The sequence below is a fragment of the Paludisphaera borealis genome (assembly GCF_001956985.1).
GTDB lineage: Bacteria > Planctomycetota > Planctomycetia > Isosphaerales > Isosphaeraceae > Paludisphaera > Paludisphaera borealis.
In genome coordinates, this window is sequence record NZ_CP019082.1 from 5113740 (window position 1) to 5134373 (window position 20634).

Consider the following 20634-nt stretch of genomic DNA (forward strand, 5'->3'; position numbering starts at 1 on the left):
TGATGGGGTCATGGGCGACATGACCATATCAGACCCGAGCCGACCATGCCATCACATCGCGGCGGCGTGAGTGGGCGTCCCTGGCGAAGCGGAGGAGCCCATGGCGGGAAGGGACGTCCGCACGCACGCCCAGCCCCCAATTGGGGCGCGGCGCTCCCACGAGCCGGCGCGGACGATTCGTCATGAAACCACGTCGAAAATGAGGAGCGACCGCGTCCTTCCGCGCCAACAAGAACCAGGAACAAAGTCCGGCCCCCGATTTCCGTCGTGGCCTATGTAAATAGTGTGTGCCGAAGTTCGAGCCGAGCGACCGCGTTCCCCAATACCCGGCCTGGGGACATGATGCGCCATCTCCCGATGGGCGTTCGCGGATCAACGCGGCGTCGCTGGACAGCGACCGGCGAGGCGACCGGGTCCCGGAGCGAGACGTCCCGTCATGAGCCAGAATATTCTCCTGTTGACCGCTACGATCAACTCGCGGAAGGGGATTCCTGCCCTCTCGCGACTCGATCCCGACCAGCGCCGGGCGGATTATGCGAGGGCCTTCCGCTTCTACCTCGGCCTGCTCGGTCGGCCCCTGGACAAGATCGTCCTCGTCGAGAATTCCGCCTCGGACCTCACCGACCTCGAACGCCTGGCGCGCGAAGCGGGGGCCGCGGATCGGGTGGAATTGATCTCCTTCTTCGGCCAGGACTTCCCGCCCGAATACGGGCGCGCCTACAGCGAGTTCAGGACCATCGATCACGCCACCGAGCGCTCAGAGACCCTCCGCGGCGGCGACCGGATCATCTGGAAGATGACCGGGCGGTATCTGGTGAGGAACCTCCCTCGGATCATCGCCAAGCGGCCGGAGACCTTCGACCTCTACTGCAACATGCGGAACTACCCATCCCGCTGGGCGGATATGTACCTCCTGGCCTGGACCGGCGTGGGATACGAGGGCGTTCTCAAGGGCCTGGCCCCTCGGCTCCGCCAGGACGCCGGCGCCGGCTCGCCCGAGGAGGAATTCTGGCGCGTGATCGACGAGGCCGGGCGACACTACAAGATCGTCCCCCGGTTCCGCCAGATCCCCTACATCGACGGCATCCGCGGCTTCGACAACAAGAACTACATGGAGGAGTCGGGGCGGTGGAAGTTCATGGCGAGGCGGATCGCCCTTTACGTCGCCCCGTGGCTCTGGATCTGAGCTTCGGGGAGGAAGAGGAGTCGACGGATTGGCTCGTTCTCCTCAGTTTGTCACTCCTTCGCGCGGACCTGTTCGAAGAGGAACACGCCCTTCTTGTTCGAGGTGACGACGTCGAGCAGCTTGTCGCCGTTGAAGTCGAGGACCTCGAACTGGGTGCCGATGCCGCTCTGGTCGTCGATCTCGACTGGCTGGAAGCTGGTCTTGCCGTCGGTCCCCTTCGAGGCTTTGAACCAGTAGAGGCGGGCGGGCTTGTCGGAGCCCGCCTCACTCCGGCCGTGGGACCAGAACCGCTTCCCCGTGACGAAATCCTTCAGGCCGTCGCCGTCGATGTCGGCGGCGATCAGGGCGTGCGTCTCCGAGACGAGGTCGGGGAACAGGTCGTGGCGGGTGAAGGTCGGCGAGCCGTCCTTCGTCGCTCCCTGCTCGAACCACCAGATGCCGAACCGGTGCGCCGAGCTGGCGATGACGTCCGCCTTGCCGTCGCCGTTCACGTCGTAGGCGATCATGTCGGCCACCGCGTCGCCGAGCTGGGCGGGGTGGAAGGCCCAGGTTCCGGTCTTGTTCGACTCGGGCTGTTCCCACCAACCGCCGGTGCAGATCACGTCCTTGCGGCCGTCGCCGTTGAGGTCGCCGACGCCGAGCCCATGCGCGAACTGCTGGGTGCCGGGGCCTCCCTTGCCCTCGCTGATCGGGTGCATCTCCCAGGGTTGCTTGGGGTCGGAGCCGGGGGTGAACCAGGCCATCCGCCCCTCGTCCTGCTTGCCCTTCGGCTGCGAGCCCATGACCAGCACGCGACGCCCGTCGCCGAAGAGGTCGGTGTACAGCGGCGTCTCGTTGCAGGCGCTCGGCGCGATCTCGTGACGCGCCCAGTGGCCGTCCTTCCCCTTGGGGTTTTCGTACCAGGCCGCGGCGCCGCCCGGAAAGCCGATGACGATCTGGTCGGGCCAGCCGTCGCGGTCGACGTCGTCGGCCCAGCAGGTCATGCACTCGCTGTACGACCGCAGGCCGTCGCCGTAATCGCCGGGCTTGCGGATGTCGTGCTTGACCCACGACGGGGCTTCATACCACGAGTCGCCGATGAGGACGTCGAGCTTGCCGTCCTTGTTCACGTCGGCCGTCGCGACGCCCTCGGATCGGAACTTCCCCTCAATCGTCGTCTTCTTCCAGGAGATTCGCCCGCCCGCTCCCGGCTCCGAGGCGCGGGCCGAGGTCAAGAGGATCGCCGATGCGCCGAGGATGGCAGCCCAGTTTCGCACGCTCATGGTGATGTATCCCCGGCGGGTCCTGAAGGTGAACGGGCCTCCCTCGCTGGGAGGTGAATTCCTAAGAAGATACTCCGAGTTGCGCGGGATGCCAGTGGGCAGCGAGCGCTTCCCAAGATGCGCGGGGCGGAGAAACGGGGGCGAGGCGGAGGGAGGACGCGAGCGGCGGTTCCGTGAAACGAAGCGTCCCGGCCCGTGCCGCCGCCGCCAGCAGACGGGGCGTGGCTTGCGGTCGGGAGGGGCATGTAGGATCATTTAAGAAGGGCTTGCCGTGTCGTCGAGGCGGCGGCCGGCCCCGGCCCCTCCCGCGTGTCGGCCGGCCATGCGGGACGCCTGCGAAAAATCTCGTCTCGTCGAGGATGATAGATGAATACGATCGATTATATTTACAGGTTTGACCCGAAGAACCCCTCGGCCAAGCCTCTGCCCCACGACGCGGAAGTGGCCCGGCGCGTCCTGGAGGACGGGAACCGGATGTTCTCGAAGTGGATGGAGAGCTGCCGCACCGGCACCCCCTCTCAGGGCGAGCCGCGGTACATCGTGTCCTGCAACGGCCTTGAGGTGGGGATGCCTCGGACCCACGGCGAGATGCCCACGCAGTCGCCGTTCGCGGTGGTGGTCGGATGCTCCGACGCGCGGGTTCCGACCGAGATGCTGTTCGGGCAAGGGTTCAACGACCTCTTCGTGATCCGTGTGGCCGGCAACGTCATGGGCGACGTCTGCCAGGGGAGCGTCGACTTCGCGCTGACCGACCTGAGCCATAGCGTGCGCGTCGTCGTGGTGCTCGGCCACAGCGGCTGCGGAGCCGTCACGGGGGCGGTCGACGCCTATCTTCGTCCGCTGAAGTTCTGGTCGAAGTCCCTCTCCCCGATGCTCCGCTCGCTCACCCAGCGCATCTTCGTGGCGGTCCGGGAGGCGGCGAACGGGTTGAAGGAGGTCTGGGGGCCCGGGGCCCGCGAAGTGCCCGGATACCGGGAAGCCTTGATCGAGTCGGCCGTCTGCATCAACGCCGCCCAGGCGGCGTTCGGCCTCCGGCAGGAAGTGGAGCGCAACGGCCAGTGGGAGGTCGAGGTGCTGTACGGGGTCCACAACATCCGCAACCACCAGGTCTGCATGCCGGTGGACCCGACCGCGCCTCGCTCCGACGAGAACGTCCAGCTCGTCCTGGCGCCCTCCAACCCCAAGGAATTTCAAGCCCTCGCCGTCCAGATGGCGGAGATCCTCAGGCCGAGCAGTGTTCCTCGCCACGGCCATAAGCACTCGATTGCAGACGGGCAAGCCGAAGACGCGCTCCATGCCACGGAGTTGGACGACGCCACGTCCTGATCGACAGGTCGTGGGACAACCTGCGGGACGATCGGGGAACGAAATACAAACCATCATGACGCCGTGGGGACCCCGGGCCTCATGATGGTTTGTATTCGGCCTCCCTTTGGTAGGGCTATGGCCCGCGAGCAATCCGATGGTGGAACGTCGGCGAGGGACATCCGCTCGACGCGATCGCTTGATTCCGAGCCCGCCCAGTTCACGTCTCGCCCACCATGTTCTATATCTTGACAGGCGGAATTCGTTCACGGCGCTCGCCGACTCCAATCGGAGCATTCGCCGTCAGCCCGTCCCCGTTGAGGCACGCCCAACGAGTGGTTTGGTGCGTCGGAGTCATGAGTATTAGGCCCTTATTTAGTGGCTTTCATTGATGGACCTGCACGCCGTAGAACAAGTTCGCCGCCCCGCTCGCGCGGAGGAGATCGCCTCCTGGGAAGCCGGATTCGCATGGCTTGCCGGAGGGACCTGGCTGTTTTCGGAGCCACAGCCCGACGTCCACACGCTGATCGATCTGGAGTCGATGAACTGGCCCTCGCTCCGATCTTCGGAGAAGGGTTTGGAGATCGCCTCCACGTGCCGGGTCGTGGAACTCGATCAGTTCGTCGCCGAAGCGCCGGCCGACTGGACGGCGGCCCCGCTGTTCCGCCAGTGTTGCAGGTCCTTTCTTTCCTCGTTCAAGATCTGGAACGAGGCGACGGTGGGTGGAAACATCTGCATGTCGCTGCCGGCCGGTCCGATGATTTCGCTCACGGCCGCGCTCGAGGGCGTTTGCACGCTCTGGCCGCGCGGCGGCGAACCGCGTCGGGCGGCCGTCGTCGATTTCGTGACGGGCGACCACCAGAATATCCTCGCCCCCGGCGAATTATTGCGATCGATCTTCCTTCCCGCTCACGCGCTCCGCAAAAAGTTCGCCTTCCGACGGTTCGCGCTCACGCACCTCGGCCGATCCGAGGCGCTGCTCATCGGCACGCGGTGCCCCGCGCACGGCGAATTCCTGCTCACCATCACCGCCGCCACGCTCCGACCGGTTCAACTCCGCTTTGAAGGCATGCCGGACGCGGAGGAGTTGAAACGCGCGATCGACGCCGCCGCGCCGTTCCGTCTCTACCTCGACGACGTGCACGGATCACCGGCTCACCGCAAGCACCTGACGCACTACTTCGGGGAACAGATCCGCGCGGAACTCTCCCTCTAAAGTCATCGAACCGGGAAACCGCCATGAGCTATCGAATCAACGGCAAAGCATTCGCGGCGGAACCTCGTCCCGGTCAGTGCTTGCGGACGTTTGTGCGGGACCTTGGCTGGTTTGGAGTCAAGAAAGGGTGTGACGCCGGCGATTGCGGCGCATGCACGGTCTGGCTCGACGGCAAGCCGGTCCACAGTTGCCTCGTCCCCGCCTTCCGGGCCGAGGGCCGCGAAGTGACCACGCTTCAGGGGCTTGCCATCGACGGCGGACTCCATCCGATGCAGCAGGCGTTTCTCGACGCCCAGGCGTTCCAGTGCGGCTTTTGCGCCGCGGGGATGATTATGACGTCGGCGAGCCTCTCCGACGAGCAGAAGACGGACCTCCCGTTCCATCTCAAGGGGAACCTCTGCCGCTGCACCGGCTATCACTCGATCGAGGACGCCGTTCGGGGCGTCGCTTCCGTCGCTGAGGACAAGGCCGGTCAGGCCTGCGGAGCCAGCCTCGCCAATCCGAAGGGCGAGGCGATCGTCACCGGCGAGGCGCGCTACACGATGGACGTCGCGATGGACGGGATGCTTCACCTCAAGGTCGTCCGCTCGCCGCATGCCCACGCACGGATCACGGCCGTCCGCAAGGACAAGGCGCTCGCCGTTCCGGGGGTTCACGCGGTTTTCACCTGGGAGGACGTCCCGAGGCGTGCGTTCACGACCGCCACGCACGACGACTTCAGCGTCGATCCCAACGACACCTACATGCTCGACGACGTCGCCCGCCACGTCGGTCAGCGGGTCGCCGCCGTGGTCGCCGAAACCGAAGCCGCCGCGGAACTCGGCTGCCGGCTGGTGGAGATCGACTACGAGCCGCTCCCGGCCGTCTTCGACGCCGATGAAGCGATGCTCCCCGACGCACCGCATCTCCACGGCGACAAGAACGTCGAATCGCGGATCGAGGACGCCGCGCATAACGTGTTCCGGAAAATCGAGGCCGAGGTCGGTGACGTGGCCCGGGGATTCGCCGAGGCGGACGCCGTGTATGAAGGCACGTTCTCGATGCCCAAGATCCAGCACGCGCACATGGAGACCCACGGTTCGATCGCCTGGCGCGCCGAGGACGGCCGCGTCCACGTCCGCACCAGCACCCAGGCGCCTCACCTCGTCAAGCTTAAACTCGCTTATCTGTTCCAGATGTTTCCCCACCAGATCCGCGTCTTTTCCGAGCACGTCGGCGGCGGGTTCGGCGGCAAGCAGGAGCTGCTGAGCGAGGACTTGTGCGTCCTGGCCGCGCTGAAGACCGGCCGCCCGGTGAAGTGGGAATTCACGCGGTCCGAGGAGTTCACCTCGTCGGTCTCGCGTCATCCGATGAAGATCACGATCAAGCTGGGGGCGAAGCGGGACGGCGTCCTCACGGCGATGCAGATCCATACCGTGTCCAACACGGGAGCCTACGGCAATCACGGCGGCGAGGTCCTTGGCGCGTCGATGAGTTCGTCGATGGCCACCTACCGATGCCCCAACAAGAAAGGGACCGGCTATGCGGTCTACACGAACACGCCCCCCTCGGGCGCCTTTCGGGGATACGGGGCGACGCAATCGGCCTTCGCCATCGAGTCGGCCATCGACGAACTGGGCCGCAAGCTGGGCGTCGACCCATTCACGATGCGGCGCAGGAACATGATACAGGCGCGCGATCCCGTCCATAGCATCTGGCCGACTCCGCACGACAGCGTGATCGGCAGCTACGGGCTGGATCAGTGCCTTGATCTCGTCGAGCAGGCGCTCGCGAGCGGTCGGGGCGAGCAGAAACCCTACGGCGACGAATGGCTGGAAGGGCGCGGCGTCGCCATCCACGCGCAGGACACCTCCGCCCCTTCGGAGCACCGCACGGAAGCCCATATGTCGCTGAAATCCCAGGGGACTTACCACCTCGCGGTGGGTTCCGCGGAATTCGGCAACGGCATCCGCAATGCGCAGCGGCAGGTCGCGGCCGCCGTCTTGAACACGCGAGCGGCGGCCGTCGCCATGGATTTCTCCGACACGGATCTGACCCCCTACGACACGGGCACCTTCGCCAGCGCCGGCATCAGCGTGGCGACATTGGCGGTCGAGAGGGCCGCCGAGGCGCTGCGGGAGAGCCTCCTTGAAGCGGCCAGCACGATCTCGAACGAGCCCGTCGAGCGATGTCGCCTCGACGACGAGCACGTGCGATGCGGCGATCGGTCGCTCACGCTGCGACAACTCTTCGAGGCGGCGCCGCTGCGAGACAAACTCCACGTCGCGCGCAAGGCGTACGGCTCTCCCCGTTCCACGGTCTTTCAGGCGCATGGTTTTCGGATCGCCGTGCATCGCGTCACGGGCGAAATCCGGATCTTGCAAAGCGTGCAAGCCGTCGACGCCGGCAAGATCATCAACCCCATGCAGGCGAGGGGACAGGTTGAGGGGGGGATCGCCCAGGGGATCGGGACGACCCTTTTCGAGCGGATGGTGATCGACGCATCGGGCGTCGTCGTGAATTCCACCTTCCGGAATTACCGCATCCCCGCCTTCGCCGACATCCCCCGATCCGAGGTCGTCTTCGTCGAGACCCACGATCGCTTCGGTCCCCTCGGCGCAAAGCCGATCGGCGAGACGCCCATCATTCCCGTCAGCGCCGCCATGGGTAACGCGCTCGCCGACGCGTCGGGCGTTCGCTTTCACAGCCTCCCCCTGAGCGCCGACCGGATTTTCTCAGGTCTGGCGGAATCGCCAAGAGACTCGGACGCACCATGAGTTCACCGGCCGTCATGATCGCCACTGCAAGAATCCGTCCCGGCGCCGAGGACGCCTTCGCCGCATGGAAAGGCCGGTATGACGCGGTGGTCGCCGCATTTCCGGGCTTCAACAGCAGCGACGTCTTGCCGCCGGGAGAGCACGACGACACGTGGACGATCCTGCTGAACTTCGATTCCAAGGAACACGTCACCGCGTGGCAGCAATCCGGCGAACGCGCGGCGATTCTGGCGGAACTCACGCCCTTGACGATCGGCGGCGGCCTCGGCGAGGTGATGCAGACGGAATCTCTCGACGCGGAGCGGCCCGGGACGACGGTCACGCAGGTCATCTTCTCGCAAATCAAGCCCGGCATGGAGGACGGCTACCGCGAGTGGGCCGCCCGGATGCAGCAAGCCCAGGCGCGTTATCCGGGTTATCAAGGAACGTATCTTCAGCCGCCGGCGCCCGGCGGTTTCCACTGGATCACGATGTTGCGGTTCCAGACGGCCGAGCAGCTGAACGCGTGGATGGCGGCTCCGGAACGGTCCGCCATGCTCAAGGAGGCCGAGGCGTTCGTCGAAGGCGAGGAGTTGCTGCGGCTCGCGACGTCCTTCCCCGGCTGGGTGCGAATCAACCCCGAAACAGGGAAGGGACCGCCGGACTGGATGACGGCCCTGCTCGTGCTCCTCGGCCTGTATCCGGTCGTCGCGCTCGAACTCCTTTACCTGAACCCCTTGCTCGCCGGCCTGGTTCCAGCACTGGGCGTCTTTATCGGCAACGTGTTGAGCGTGGCGGCGACGAGCTTTCTGACGATGCCGTTCCTTGTTCGGAACTTCGATTGGTGGCTGTTCACGGACTTGAAACGGAGCGATCGCGCAACCGCGATCGGCCTGGCGATCCTCGCCGCGCTCTTCGCCGTCGAAATCCTATTCTTCGTATGGCTTTTCAAGTGGCACTCCGGCTAGGCGCGAGGAGCCGGTTGCTTTCGACATGGCCTCGCCGTCGGCGTGGTCGACGGCCGAGCCGAGGCTCAGGGGGCGAACGACTGGGCGTCGCTGGCGGCGGCGGAGGGGGCGAGGGGGGAGGCGGCGACGTCGGCGGCGTCGCGGGGCTTGTCGGTCGCGAGCGCGGGGGAGGCCCCGCCGACGAGGGGGAGCTGCATGCCGATGAACTCGGGGCTGCGGTAGATCGAGCCGCTCTGGATCGGTCCGACGCCGCCGACGTACACGTCCTTGGCGTTGGACTTCGCCTGCGACGTGCCCGAAGTCCAGACGAGCTGGCCGGAGGTTCGGTCGTAAGCGAAAAGAGCCAGCTTGGCGACGGCCTTCTGGTCGCTTTTCTTGACCAGCGAGATCTCGGGGATGGTGCCGGTGGGAACGCCCGTGAAGCTTGGCGGGATGGTGGTCTGGGGGATGCCCAGCAGAAAGCTGGAGGCGTCGGTCCCGTACGCGCCGATGCGGGCCTCGACGATCCACTGGGCCTGCTCGGGCTTGGCGCGGAGCAAGACCCCTTGCTTGAGCATCGCTTCCTTGAGGCTGGAGACGACCCAGCCCTGGTCGACGGCCGTCGCGTTGGTGGTGTCGAGGTAGACCGGGACGCCGGTCAGCGGGCGGAAGTCGATCTTCGTCAGGGCGGTGTCCCAGGCGTTGGTGAGCAAGAGCTGCTCGGTCCCGGTGCGCACGGTGCCAGACGTCTTGGTGGTGCCGCAGCCGGTCGCGGCGGCCGCCATCGCGATGCAAAGGCCCACAAGGGACGACGACCGAAATCGGGGGGCGGACGTGTTCATACGCTTCGACTACCGCCTTGAGAGGAACACGGACGACCAGGGACGAACGACAAGCCAGCCCGCCAGCCGAGGGCGCCTCCCGCGCGGCGAGCGCGGGGGTTCGCCCGCGCTCGCCAGGGGAGGCGTCTGGTCTGGATCGAGTCGGGGCGGCTCGCTCAGTTGGGCGAGCCCGGCGTCGGGGTCACGGCGGCGGGGTTCGCGGCCGGAGCGGCCGGGGCCTTGGCCGGGGTCAGGTGGCCCTTGTCGAACTGGGCGCCGGCGTCGGATGAGAGGGCGGCGGGCCGAGGGAGCTTCGCCTTGGCGGGGGCCGTGCCGGCCGCAGCGGCCGCCTGAGCCTTGCCGTCGGAGGCCGGGACGCCGTCGGCCGCGTTGCTCATCAGCTTGACGTCTTTGTCGACCCGGAAGTCGGGATCGTTCTCCTCGTTGGCCATCTGGATCGAGCCGACGAGCTTGTTCTCGATCGCGGCCTGCTTGATCAACTGCTCGAAGACGACGCCCATCTGCTCCTTGAGCTTCACCTCGTAGATGATCTCATACGTCTTTTTGCGGATGTTCTCATCCTTCAGCGAGACGTTGGCGATGGCCGGGATGAGGTCTTCGCGGCGCAGCAGGACCCAGGTCGACTCGCTGGCCTGGATCGGGCCGGTGACCTCGCCGTTCTTGGGCTTGTGCTTGGGGTCCTTGTCGTTGGGGTCGCCGTCGACGAGCTGCTGGAACGCGGCGTCGGCGACGTTCTCGGGGTGCGCGTGGCGGGTGATCGGCTCGGACAGGAGGCCGCCGAGCGAGCGGGTGCCCAGGTCCATCGACTGCTCCTGCGCGATCTTTTCGAACCCGCCGGGGTTCTTGCGGAGCGCTTCCCAGATGTCCTGGGCCTTGGTGATCTTGTCGACCATGATGATCCGGCAGCGGAGCTTGTCGCCGTACTGCGCCTCGAAGGCCTTCTTGAGGTCGTCGGGCGTGACCTGGACGAGGCCGGTGCTCAGTTTGCGCAGGGCCAGGGCCGGGTAGATGATGTCGCGGGCGTACTGAAGCGGGCTGATCCCGCGCTCCTTGTCGAGCGTCCGCAGCCAGGCTTCGCGGCCGATGCCGAAGCGACTGGCCACGTTGTCGATCTCGGCGTCGATCTCGGCGGCGGTGATGTCGAGCTTCCGCGCCTTGAGGGCCTGATCGATGATCTGGCGGTTGATCAGGGTCTCGAGGATCTCCTTGCCCTTGCGGGCGACGCACTCGTCGGCGAGCTGCTGTCGCGAGATGATCTGGCCGTTCACGATGGCGATCGCGTCGGTGGGGTTGACCGGGACCGCGGTCTCCTTGAGACCGGGGACGTCCGTTATCTGATCGAGCCGGACTTTCGTCTCGGCCGCCTGGCCGCCGGCAGGGGCCGCCTTGGCCGCGCCGGCCCGCGTCTTACCCGTCGTTTGCTGCGCCTGGGCGGTCGCCGCACCTCCCAGAAGCGTCAGCCCCAACACCAGGGCCTTGGCCCTCCGACCGCGATCCTTTGCGATCATCTCGTTGCGTCTCCCAATCCGTGGTTCGTGTCGAGATTGTCTCAAGTATCCAGACGAAACGGCCGGGACTCTAGGTTTTATTCCCTCATCGGTCAACCTCAAGATCGCCCTCCGTTTGGACGGTGCAGGACGGGCCGGCTCCACGCCTGAACCGACCAACCCTTCCCCTCCGATCTTCACCGGCCGCCGTTTTTCGCCCACAATGGAGTTGTGGGATAGGCTTGACGCCGTTTCAACCGCGAGGGAAGGAGGGCCGCTCATGGCCGCCACGACGACGACTCAGGAAGCGAAGAAGATCGACGCCGGCGCCGAGATCGACGAGCTGACGCGCGACGGATTGTACTTCGAGTACAGCCGGGCCGCCGATCCGCTCAGTTCGGGGGCGATTCCGCGGATTCCCTACGCCGAGTTCCCGGCCTCGCTGCACGAGCAGGGGCCGACGCGGGCGTTGCCCCTGGACCTCAGCCGCGAGCTGGGCTGCGCCGGGCCCGCGAGCACTCCGAGCCTGTGCGCCAATTTCGTCCATATCCGGCCGGGCGAGTCGATCGGGCTCCGGCCCAACGCCTCGTCGCAGCTTTACTACGTGATCCGGGGCAAGGGGCGGTCGCGGTTCGACGGCCTCAGCTTCCCTTGGGGCGCCGGCGACTTCTTGACCCTGCCGGCCGGCGGCGAGGCGGTCCACGAGGCCGACGAGGACGCCGCGTTCTACTGGGTCCACGACGAGCCCATGCTTCGTTATTTGGGCGCCCGGGCCGAGTCGCCGACGTTCCGCCCGACCCTCTACCGCGCCGAAGTCGCCAAGGCCGAGCTGGCCAAGGCCGCCGCCGACCCCCACGCGGCCAACCGCAGCCGCATCAGCGTCTTGCTGGCCAACCGCGCCTGCGACAAGACCCTGACCGTCACCCCCACCCTCTGGGCGATGTTCGGCATCCTCCCCGTCGCCGCCGTCCAGTTGCCGCATCGGCACCAGTCCGTCGCCCTCGACCTGATCCTCGACTGCAAGCCCGGCTGCTACACCCTCGTCGGCCAGGAACTCGACGACCAGGGCCAGATCGTCGAGCCCGACCGCATGGACTGGAAGCCGGCCTCGGCCTTCGTCACCCCCCCCGGCTACTGGCACGCCCACTACAACGAATCCGGCCAGCCCGCGTACCTCCTGCCGATCCAGGACGCCGGCCTGCAAACCTACCTCCGCACCCTGGACATCCAGTTCACCAGCCCCAGCCGGTGACGCCCACGGGCGGCCTCCTGATACGAGCCCGAAGCGTCAGCGAGTGGATCGATTTCGAACGGCCGTCCGGAAATTCACTCTTCGGCGCTTCGCGCTCGTATCAGGACCTGGTCGCCGCGATGTTCCATTTTCATGAGGCCGGGTATCGCTGCGGCGTCATCATGGTTTGGATTCGGGGCCGTCTTCCTGACGCGGTTACTCGTTGGAATAATCGGAATGATCCGCAGTTTTTTCTGAGAACGGGGATCCGGCGCATCTTAATCCTTAGAGGCCTCATCGACGACGCCCCCTCTGAGGAGACGCCCGCTCCATGGCTACCGACGCCCAGATTCAGGCCAACCGTTCCAACGCCAAAAAAAGCTGTGGGCCGAAATCCGACGAGGGCAAGGCCCGAGCGAGGCTCAACGCCCTGAAACACGGAATGCGCGCCAAGACCGTCAACCCGATCCTGCCCCATGAAGATCCGGCCGAACTGGAGGCCAAGATCCAGGAGTGGGTCGACGATTACCAGCCGACCAACGCCATCGAACGCGAGCTGGTCAGCCGGGCCGCCCGGATCTCCTGGAGCCTCGACCGGGCCGAGCGTTATGAAACCGCCTTGCTCGCCCGTCGAGTCAGAAAGGCGATGCTCAAATCCAAGGCCAGACGCACCGAGAAGGTCTGCGACCTCGGCCGTAAGCTGTTTTACATGGCGGGAAAACGGCTGTTGCCGACCTCGGGGCCGGCGTGGTCCGACGACCCCTCGGCCTTCGTCGCCCGGCTCGAAGAATCGCCCGAAGGGGCTCGATGGCTGCTCGACCGCTGGGTCGAAATGCGTTGTCTCATCATCTCGAACGAGGACTGGACCTTCCTCGATCAGTTCAAATTCGTCCGATTGCTGGGCAAGCAGCCGCTCGCCGCGATCGACGACCCCGAGCTGAACGAAGTCTTTCTGGCCTGGGAGACGATCGAGGAGAAATGGGGCACCCGGTTCTGGCTCCAGATGCAAGAAATGACCCCCTATGAAGATCCGGCGTTCAGCGCCTGGCGGGTCTGGCGCGAGATCGTCCCCCGGCCCGAGAGTCCCGAGGCGGGCGTGGCGTTCCTCCGGGGCATCGCCGAGCGCGAAATCGAACGGCTTCAGGATCTGCTCGTCGCCCTCGAAGAGATCGAGGGGGACGAGGCGCTCGAACTCGCCGAGCAAGCGTCCTTCAGCGCCAGCGACGCCGCCGAGCGGCTCCGACGGTTCCAGACCGCCCGGACCCGCGAGCTGCTCCGGACCATCGACCTTCTGGCGAAGCTCCGCGCCGCGTCGAAAAAAGCGACGAAGGAAGCCAATCCTCCCGTCACCCGGAAGCCGGCCGCTCGGCCGTCGTCGTACCGGTCCGACCCGATCGAGAACCTCGTCGCCGAGGGGATGACCGATTACCTCGCCAAGCTGCTTGAGGCGGGGGAACAACCTTGCCGAACGCCCAAAAACGGCGCGAAGGAAGCCAATCCGCCGAGCCCGACGGCCGATGGCCGCCCCGCATCGCCCCGCGACGTTCCGGATACGGCCCCGAACCGCCAGCGCGTGAATCCCCTCGCAGGCCGCGTCGCGCCCGGGGCCGCACCCTGCCGAGGCGATGCCCCATTTTCGTGAGGCCCAGTGTCCCGAAGGCGTGATGATGGTTCGTATTTCGAATCCATCGGAGACCGAAAAAATTCGTGAAGCGGCCGTTTTCTCGGGGACGGCCCTTGGATTGCGGTAACGGGTCGGCTACCTGTATGTGTTGAAGAATCGTGGAGCAACGCGTCGGCGGGTTCAGTCGTTCGAGATCGGCCGCGTCGGCGGTCGGTCCCCGTTCCGAACGTTTCTCTTTTGGTGGTCGCACCTTCGGAGTTTGGATGATGCAGCGATTCCTCCCCGTTCTGGCCCTGGCCTGCCTTTCCTTCTCGCCGTTCAACACGTCGGCCCGGGCTGATGAGACGGGAACGGCCATGGCCGAGGCCGCCCAGCGGTTCCTCGGGGCGCTCGACGATACGCATCGGGCCCAGGCGAGCTTCGCCTTCGACTGTCCCGAGCGGTTCAACTGGCACTGGATTCCCCGGCCGCGGAACGGGCTGCCGATCAAGGAGTTGACCGCCGACCAGCGCGCCCTCGCCTTCGGCCTGCTCAACACCGGGCTGTCGACCAAGGGAGTGCTCAAGGCCACCACGATCATGAGCTACGAGGAGATCCTCCGCGTTCAGGAGCACGGCACCGGCCCGGTCCGCGACCCGGAACTCTATTACGTCAGCGTCTTCGGAACCCCGGGCGACCAGGGCGAATGGGGATGGCGGATCGAGGGGCACCACCTGTCGCTCAACTTCACGCTCAAGGACGGCAAGGTCGTCTCAGCCACCCCGTTCATGTTCGGTTCGAATCCCGCGAAGGTGAAGGACGGCGGACGCAAGGGGCTGCGCAACCTCGTCGAGATCGAGGAACCGGCCAACGCCCTGATCACGTCGCTCGACGACGCCCAGCGCAAGGAGGCGATCGTCTCCGAGGACGTCCCCGACGTGACCACCACGCCCAACTCGGCCCGGCCCGAACTGCCGGCGCCGGTGGGGATCTCGACCGACAAGCTCAACGCCAGCCAGCGCGCTCTCTTGACCAAGTTCGTCTCGGCCTACCAGGTCAACTTCCCCGAGCCGATCCGCAACGACCTCGCCGACAAGCTCGCCAGGGCCCCCCAGACGTACCACTTCGCCTGGTACGGACCGGCCGACCCCGCCAAGCCTCACGCCTTCCGCCTCCAGGGCCCGGCGCTCTACATCGACTTCAACATCAAGCAGGACGAGGCCAACCACATTCACACCTTCTACCGCAACACCGCCGGCGACTTCGGTCTCCCCTCGGCGAACTGACCACGCGCGGGCCAAGGGTTGTCAGACCCAACGAAACCCTTGGCCCCTCCCGGACCCCGAAGCGAACGCCGACCACCGGCGACGTCAGAACAAGTAAAGAATTTTTAATGCACCATGAGGTTTTTTCGCAACGTTGGAACGCCGAAAAAGGCTTTATTAAGCGTTAATTGCGGACAAAGTGGGATCGGCCCTCAGAACATGGTATGATGCGGCCACCGTCGGCCCGTTTCGCCACGCCGAGGGCACTACCTGGGTGGACGACTGATGATGGAGCTTCGCATTCCCGTGGTTCTGACGACGGTCGCGATCGCCTGGCTGGGCGTGTTCGAGCCCGTCGCGGTCGGCGCGGGCCAGGGGGGGGCGTTCTCGAAGCACGTCGCCGTGGCGCAGGAAGGGAACGCGGCCGGCGCGGGTCGGGAGGCCCTCCGCCAGGGGGGCAACGCGATCGACGCGGCGGTGGCGACGGCCTTCGCTCTGGCGGCGACCCTGCCGGAAGCAGGGAATCTGGGGGGCGGCGGATTCCTCGTCGCCTACCTGCCCGGATCGCGCGAGGTGGTGACCGTCGATTTCCGGGAGACCGCGCCGGCCTCGGCGACGCCCCGGATGTATCTCGACGGCAAGGGCGAGCTGCGGCCTCGCCACCGCGCCGGGGCGTGGTCGGCGGGCGTCCCGGGGACGGTTCGCGGCCTGGGCCTGGCCCATGCGAAGTGGGGCAAGCTCCCTTGGCGCGACCTGGTGACCCCCGCCGCGCGGCTGGCCCGCGAGGGGTTCGCGATCTCGGCCGAACTGGCCGACGCCCTCAACGACCAGTTGCGGCCCCGGACCGTCGAGCCGACCGGCCCGGCGAGGCGCGACTACCACGGCCGGCTGGTCGACTTCCCCGAGTCGGTCGCCGCGTATCAGCGGCCCGACCGACAGCCCTGGAAGGCCGGCGATCGGCTGGTTCAGCCCGATCTCGCCGCGACCCTCGAACGGATCGCCGTCGGCGGCCCCGACGAGTTCTACAAGGGGAAGACCGCCGAGCTGATCGCGGCCTACATGGCTGAGCAGGACGGCTTCGTCACCCGCGACGACCTCGCCGGCTACGAGGCCAAGCAGCGTCCGCCGGTGAAGACGACCTTCCGCGGGCATGACATCTACGGCATGGGGCCGCCGTCGTCGGGGGGCGTCGTCCTCTGCCAGATGCTCAACATCCTGGAGCGGTACGACCTCAAGGCCGATGGTCCTCGATCCCCCCGGACGCTCCACCGGGTGACCGAGGCGATGCGTCGGGCGTACTTCACGCGCGCCGACCGGCTGGCCGACCCCGACTTCGTCGACGTGCCGACGGCCGAGCTGACCTCGAAGGCCGCCGCCGACGCCCTGGCCGGCGGCATCGGCGAGCAGGCGACCCCGAGCGCGGCGCTCGCCCCGTTCCCGATCGTGTCGGCCGCCGAGTCGAACCACACGACCCACCTCTCGACCATGGACGCCGCCGGCGGCGCGGTCGCCCTTACGTATACCCTGGAGGATTCGTACGGGTCGAAGGCCGTAGTCACGGGGGCGGGGTTCTTGCTGAACAACGAGATGGGCGACTTCAACCTGAGGCCCGGCCGCACCGACGACGCCGGCGCGATCGGCACGGCCCCCAACCTGATCGCCCCCCGCAAGCGGATGCTCAGCTCGCAGTGTCCGACCCTGGCGCTCAAGGACGGCGCGGTCCGCCTGGTCGCCGGCTCGCCGGGGGGCGGACGATCCCCAACACCACGCTCTGGATCGTCCTGAACGTGCTCGAATTCAGCCTCGACCCCCAGGCGGCCGTCGCCGCCCCTCGAACGCACCACCCGTGGTTCCCGGACGTCCTGTACCTGGAAGGGCGCGACTGGCCCGAGCCGACCCTGAAGGGCCTGACCGCCCGGGGCCACGCCTGGCGGACGGTCGGCCGCCAGGGCGTCGCCAACACCATCGTCGTTGACGCCGCCGGCCTCCGCCACGGCGTCCCCGACCCCCGCCGCGCGACCGCGAAGGCCTCGGGCGATTGATCCCGGTTCCCGACCGCGGCGGCGGAGTTCTCGGGAACTTGATGCCGTCCTCACGGCGTTTACACATGAGCGTGCGATGATGGTATCGCGGCGATTCCAGCCTGAGAAGAACGAGGACCTGCGCCCAGGCCCGCGGCTCTTGATCCGCCGGCGAAACCCCGTGATTTCCCGCGTCGCGGCCCGCCCGGGGGCGTTCTTCGGAAACCCGAAAATCCGCGCGGCACAAGCCGCGACATCCTCCGTAGGTCTGACGTCCGTGCTCCTCTGAAGGCCATGGCCCCAGGGGAAGATCGCTTGATCGCTTGCTTGCATGCGTAGCCGTGTTGATCTTGAAATGGGACAACCTGCTGGATGGATCCGCGTCTCATTTGGGTGAGGGATGGTCATAAGGATTGCGAACATGGTGAACGAAGCTCGCTCCACCAGTCCGACGGTGATGTTAAGGATCAGCGACGGCTCTCGCGAGATGCGTCGGGCGTTCACGGACTTCGGCCAGGCGGTGCAGAGCGCCGAGGCGTACGCCGGAGCCGGGTTCATGGTCGACGTGATCTCGGCGACGGGCCTGTTTCTGATGGGTTTCGAGCCGCGCTGGCAAGGGGTCGCGGTTTGATCCGGAACGGCCGTCGGGGTCGAAATCCCGTGAAAAACGAGGTCTGGAGCGTTCCGAAGCCCCGAAATCCCGGAAAATTCAGGAATTTCGCGAGTTGCGCCTGATTTTCTGTGGAGGTTTCCGGCATAATCGTCGAAAACGATCGGCAGGAACCTCGCCGGCCGCTCTCATTGGAGAGAGGGGAACCGACTGGTTCGCCATGAGTTAAGGCTTCGACCTCTCACAGGAGGATATTTCCCCGATGGCCAAGAAAGCCGCCGCCAAAGCCGCCCCCAAGGCCGCCGAGACCAAACCGGCCGCAGTCGAAAAGCCGGCCGCCAAGCCCGCGACCAAGACCGAGATCTTCAGCGCCCTGGCCGACAAGACGCAGTTGAGCAAGAAGGACGTCGCCTCGGTCTTCGACGGCCTGGTCGAGCTGCTCGGCAAGGAGCTGGGCAAGAAGGGCCCGGGCCTGTTCGTGATCCCCGGCGTGCTCAAGATCAAGGTCGTGCACAAGCCGGCCACCAAGGCGCGCCCGGGCTTCAACCCGGCCACCAAGGAGCAGATCACGATCAAGGCCAAGCCGGCCCGCAAGGCCATCAAGATCCTGCCGCTGAAGGCCCTCAAGGACATGATCTGAACGAGCCGCCGCGTCCGATCCCGCGACGCGGCCGACTCTTCTTTCCCGGCGGGGCGGTTCGTCACGAATCCCGCCTCGCCTCGCCTCGCCCGCCCTCCTCGCCTCTCGTTTCAGTGATCGGCCCCTCGGAACCACGATACGAAACGGTCCAGGCCCTCGCGGAACGGCGTTTTGGGCTGATAGCCCAGTTCCTGGGCGGCCCTGGAGACGTCGGCGAAGGTCTGGCGGACGTCGCCCGGCTGTTCCGGAAGCCGCTCGATCCTCGGCGTCTTGCCGAGCGCCTCGCCGAGCATCTCGATCATGGTCCGCAGCTCGATCGGGTGGGAGTTCCCTAGGTTGTACAGATGATGATCCGTGCAACGGTCGATCGCCCGGACGACGCCGTCGACGACGTCCTCGACGAACGTGTAGTCGCGGCGGGTGCGGCCGTCGCCGAACATCGGCACCGGGTCGCCGCGGTCGATCCGCCGGGCGAACGAGGCGACGGCCAGGTCGGGCCGGTTCCTCGGCCCGTAGGCCGTGAAGAACCGCAGCCCGGTCACCGGCAGGCCGTGGAGGTGGTGGAACGCGTGGGCCATCAGCTCGCAGGCCTTCTTGGACGCCGCGTAGGGGCTCACCGGCGCGTCGACCGGATCGGTCTCGCGGAACGGGGCGGTGGAGCGGTCGCCGTAGACGCTCGAACTGGACGCGTACACGAACCGCGGCCGGGGCTCGATCCGCGACGCCGCCTCGAGCCAGCGGACCGTCCCCACCACGTTGACGTCGGCGTACAGCGCGGGCTCGGCGATGCTCGGCCGGACCCCGGCCTTGGCCGCCAGGTGGACGATCGCGTCGGGCCGAAAGGCCTGGAGCAGGGCCTCGACCCCGTGCGCGTCGCGGACGTCCAGCTCGACCAGCCGGCATCGCGGGTTGGCGAGGGCGGCGGCCAGATTCGCCTCCTTGAGCGCCCGGGCGTAGAACGGATCGAAGTCGTCGACCACGACCACCTCGCGGCCGTCGCGCAGCAGGCGGTCGACCAGGTGCGATCCGATGAAGCCGGCGCCTCCCGTCACGACGACCCTCATTCGACGATCAGCTCCCAGTGGAACGCGGCGGCGCGGCCGTCGACGACCAGGGCGACGCCCTCGTCGCCGGCGAGCGATTCGAGCTTGGCGGGGCCGACCCGCTTGCCCGTGTTGTCCAGGACGTAGGCCTTGACCGGCCCCTTGCGCAGCCATTCGACGCGGGCCTCGACCGGTTGCTGGAGGAACGGCGGTCGGCCCGGGTCGGCCGTGTCGCGTTTCCAGGGGTCGACCCAGCGGAAGCCCGTGGGCTCGACCCGGGCGACGACCGTGACCAGCAGCCGCTTGGCCGAGGCGATCGGCTCGGGGCCGACCGACGACGCGACGACTACCGAGAACGTCGTGGCGGACGAGACCTTCAAGGCGGGGAACGAGGCGGTCTGGCCGCCGATCCAGCCCGCGAGCCCCTGGGTGTAGGGGGTGTTGATCGTCAGCGCGGCGCGGGTGGGGTCCCAGCCCGGCGTCTGGTGTTTCCGCCGATCGGCGTCGCGGGCGTTCCCCTTCTCGGTCTTGTCGGCCTGGCCCCTGAGCAGGATCGACGCGGCGTGCGGCCAGACGGCGTAGACCTGCGGCGAGCCGTTGGCGACCTCGGGGATCTGGAAGATGTCCTCCCCCCCACGGTCCCGACCGGTCCATCGCCCCACACCTGCGGGTAGACGAAGACCCCCGGCGCACCAGGGCGTCCCAGTCTTCGTGAGAGGCGGTCGCGGCGGCGAGGAGCTGGTCGGCCGCCTCGTGGGGGAAGGCCCACGCTCCGTTGGTCTGCGGGCACCACTGGCCGACCACGTAGGGTTTTCCGGAGGTCGTCTTGCGACTGGCGCCCGACGTCAGGCCGCCGTCCAGGCTCCAGAGTTGCGACCGCATCTCGGGGGCGATCCAGGTGGACGGCGACCAGTAGAGGCGGTCGTCGATCAGGTCGAGGCCGGGGGCTCCGAGGGCGCTGACGAATTCGGGCTCGCGCCGCCAGTGCGAGACGCTGGCGATCGGCGCGCGCACCCCGCTCTTGCGGAGCTTGTCGGCCCGTTCCTTCCAGTGGGCGGATTCGACGCCCTGCCAGAACCGCCGTCCGGCGCCTCCCACGGTCTTCTCGGCGCGCGTCCGCAGCTCGGCCGCGTAGGGGGCGGGCAGGGCGTCGGGATGGTCGATCAGGTCGAACAGGGAGATCTCGCCGGCCATTGTCACCCAGGCGAGGGCGGGGTCGTCGCGGAGCGCCAGCTTGGTCT

At 67.0% G+C, this 20634-nt stretch carries 15 protein-coding genes and 1 pseudogene; 11 read left to right on the plus strand and 5 right to left on the minus strand.

Features of this window, described 5'->3' with window-relative positions:
* The first annotated feature begins 436 nt into the window (after positions 1-436).
* Positions 437-1186: a hypothetical protein gene (locus BSF38_RS19690; protein ID WP_076348491.1), complete on the plus strand. Its 750-nt coding sequence runs from the start codon at positions 437-439 to the stop codon at positions 1184-1186.
* A 50-nt stretch (positions 1187-1236) separates the two neighbouring features.
* Here the strand turns inward: BSF38_RS19690 and BSF38_RS19695 are convergent, their stop codons facing one another.
* A complete protein-coding gene (locus tag BSF38_RS19695; protein ID WP_083713100.1) occupies positions 1237-2448 on the minus strand; it encodes an FG-GAP repeat domain-containing protein in 1212 nt (403 codons plus the stop codon).
* 366 nt (positions 2449-2814) lie between these two features.
* Here BSF38_RS19695 and BSF38_RS19700 point away from each other — a divergent pair, with 366 nt between their 5' ends.
* The 4 genes from BSF38_RS19700 (at position 2815) to BSF38_RS19715 (ending at position 8672) form a co-directional block, all read left to right on the plus strand.
* Entirely contained in the window at positions 2815-3774 is a 960-nt protein-coding gene (locus BSF38_RS19700; protein ID WP_083713101.1) for a carbonic anhydrase, read from the plus strand.
* Between the two features lie 370 nt (positions 3775-4144).
* On the plus strand, positions 4145-4969 hold the full coding sequence (locus BSF38_RS19705) for an FAD binding domain-containing protein (protein ID WP_076348493.1): 825 nt from the start codon (positions 4145-4147) through the stop codon (positions 4967-4969).
* 23 nt (positions 4970-4992) lie between these two features.
* The gene (locus BSF38_RS19710; RefSeq protein ID WP_076348495.1) at positions 4993-7725 is read left to right on the plus strand and encodes a molybdopterin-dependent oxidoreductase; all 2733 of its coding nucleotides are present in this window, start codon (positions 4993-4995) and stop codon (positions 7723-7725) included.
* Positions 7722-8672 (plus strand): antibiotic biosynthesis monooxygenase, encoded by a 951-nt coding sequence (locus BSF38_RS19715; RefSeq protein WP_083713102.1) that lies wholly within the window; start codon positions 7722-7724, stop codon positions 8670-8672. Before BSF38_RS19710 ends, BSF38_RS19715 begins: the two co-directional genes overlap by 4 nt.
* A 65-nt stretch (positions 8673-8737) precedes the next feature.
* On the opposite strand, the gene BSF38_RS19720 is transcribed toward BSF38_RS19715, so the two are convergent.
* Together BSF38_RS19720 and BSF38_RS19725 are read right to left on the minus strand one after the other, a co-directional pair.
* Positions 8738-9493: a DUF6655 family protein gene (locus BSF38_RS19720; protein ID WP_076348499.1), complete on the minus strand. Its 756-nt coding sequence runs from the start codon at positions 9491-9493 to the stop codon at positions 8738-8740.
* Between the two features lie 155 nt (positions 9494-9648).
* The gene (locus BSF38_RS19725; protein ID WP_076348501.1) at positions 9649-11001 is read right to left on the minus strand and encodes a peptidylprolyl isomerase; all 1353 of its coding nucleotides are present in this window, start codon (positions 10999-11001) and stop codon (positions 9649-9651) included.
* 259 nt (positions 11002-11260) lie between these two features.
* Between BSF38_RS19725 and BSF38_RS19730 the strand changes: the two genes are divergently transcribed.
* From BSF38_RS19730 to BSF38_RS19755, 6 genes and pseudogenes are all read left to right on the plus strand, one after another.
* Complete coding sequence (locus tag BSF38_RS19730) at positions 11261-12232, plus strand: cupin domain-containing protein (protein ID WP_076348503.1); 972 nt, start codon at positions 11261-11263, stop codon at positions 12230-12232.
* 310 nt (positions 12233-12542) lie between these two features.
* The gene (locus tag BSF38_RS19735) at positions 12543-13853 is read left to right on the plus strand and encodes a hypothetical protein (protein WP_076348505.1); all 1311 of its coding nucleotides are present in this window, start codon (positions 12543-12545) and stop codon (positions 13851-13853) included.
* Positions 13854-14098: 245 nt separating this feature from the next.
* On the plus strand, positions 14099-15100 hold the full coding sequence (locus BSF38_RS19740) for a DUF3500 domain-containing protein (RefSeq protein ID WP_076348507.1): 1002 nt from the start codon (positions 14099-14101) through the stop codon (positions 15098-15100).
* A gap of 267 nt (positions 15101-15367) precedes the next feature.
* Positions 15368-17121: pseudogene (gene ggt, locus BSF38_RS19745) on the plus strand (gamma-glutamyltransferase).
* A 400-nt stretch (positions 17122-17521) separates the two neighbouring features.
* A complete protein-coding gene (locus tag BSF38_RS19750) occupies positions 17522-17731 on the plus strand; it encodes a hypothetical protein (RefSeq protein ID WP_076351163.1) in 210 nt (69 codons plus the stop codon).
* A 241-nt stretch (positions 17732-17972) separates the two neighbouring features.
* On the plus strand, positions 17973-18350 hold the full coding sequence (locus BSF38_RS19755; protein WP_076348509.1) for an HU family DNA-binding protein: 378 nt from the start codon (positions 17973-17975) through the stop codon (positions 18348-18350).
* 110 nt (positions 18351-18460) lie between these two features.
* Here BSF38_RS19755 and BSF38_RS19760 read toward each other — a convergent pair whose 3' ends face one another.
* Both BSF38_RS19760 and BSF38_RS32165 read right to left on the minus strand, forming a co-directional pair.
* Positions 18461-19414 carry a GDP-mannose 4,6-dehydratase gene (locus BSF38_RS19760; protein ID WP_076348511.1) on the minus strand — a complete coding sequence of 318 codons (954 nt, stop codon included), beginning with the start codon at positions 19412-19414 and terminating at the stop codon, positions 18461-18463.
* Entirely contained in the window at positions 19411-20055 is a 645-nt protein-coding gene (locus BSF38_RS32165; RefSeq protein ID WP_237170528.1) for a hypothetical protein, read from the minus strand. Before BSF38_RS32165 ends, BSF38_RS19760 begins: the two co-directional genes overlap by 4 nt.
* Positions 20056-20634: the final 579 nt, after the last annotated feature.

What these genes read in the sequence shown, in the direction of transcription:
- BSF38_RS19730 (WP_076348503.1), top strand. Translation starts at nt 11,261, where the DNA reads ATGGCCGCCACGACGACGACTCAGGAAGCGAAGAAGATCGACGCCGGC.
- BSF38_RS19735 (WP_076348505.1), top strand. Translation starts at nt 12,543, where the DNA reads ATGGCTACCGACGCCCAGATTCAGGCCAACCGTTCCAACGCCAAAAAA.
- BSF38_RS19760 (WP_076348511.1), bottom strand. Translation starts at nt 19,414, where the DNA reads ATGAGGGTCGTCGTGACGGGAGGCGCCGGCTTCATCGGATCGCACCTG.
- BSF38_RS19720 (WP_076348499.1), bottom strand. Translation starts at nt 9,493, where the DNA reads ATGAACACGTCCGCCCCCCGATTTCGGTCGTCGTCCCTTGTGGGCCTT.
- BSF38_RS19740 (WP_076348507.1), top strand. Translation starts at nt 14,099, where the DNA reads ATGATGCAGCGATTCCTCCCCGTTCTGGCCCTGGCCTGCCTTTCCTTC.
- BSF38_RS19695 (WP_083713100.1), bottom strand. Translation starts at nt 2,448, where the DNA reads ATGAGCGTGCGAAACTGGGCTGCCATCCTCGGCGCATCGGCGATCCTC.
- BSF38_RS19715 (WP_083713102.1), top strand. Translation starts at nt 7,722, where the DNA reads ATGAGTTCACCGGCCGTCATGATCGCCACTGCAAGAATCCGTCCCGGC.
- BSF38_RS19705 (WP_076348493.1), top strand. Translation starts at nt 4,145, where the DNA reads ATGGACCTGCACGCCGTAGAACAAGTTCGCCGCCCCGCTCGCGCGGAG.
- BSF38_RS19700 (WP_083713101.1), top strand. Translation starts at nt 2,815, where the DNA reads ATGAATACGATCGATTATATTTACAGGTTTGACCCGAAGAACCCCTCG.
- BSF38_RS19755 (WP_076348509.1), top strand. Translation starts at nt 17,973, where the DNA reads ATGGCCAAGAAAGCCGCCGCCAAAGCCGCCCCCAAGGCCGCCGAGACC.
- BSF38_RS19690 (WP_076348491.1), top strand. Translation starts at nt 437, where the DNA reads ATGAGCCAGAATATTCTCCTGTTGACCGCTACGATCAACTCGCGGAAG.
- BSF38_RS19710 (WP_076348495.1), top strand. Translation starts at nt 4,993, where the DNA reads ATGAGCTATCGAATCAACGGCAAAGCATTCGCGGCGGAACCTCGTCCC.
- BSF38_RS19750 (WP_076351163.1), top strand. Translation starts at nt 17,522, where the DNA reads ATGGTGAACGAAGCTCGCTCCACCAGTCCGACGGTGATGTTAAGGATC.
- BSF38_RS19725 (WP_076348501.1), bottom strand. Translation starts at nt 11,001, where the DNA reads ATGATCGCAAAGGATCGCGGTCGGAGGGCCAAGGCCCTGGTGTTGGGG.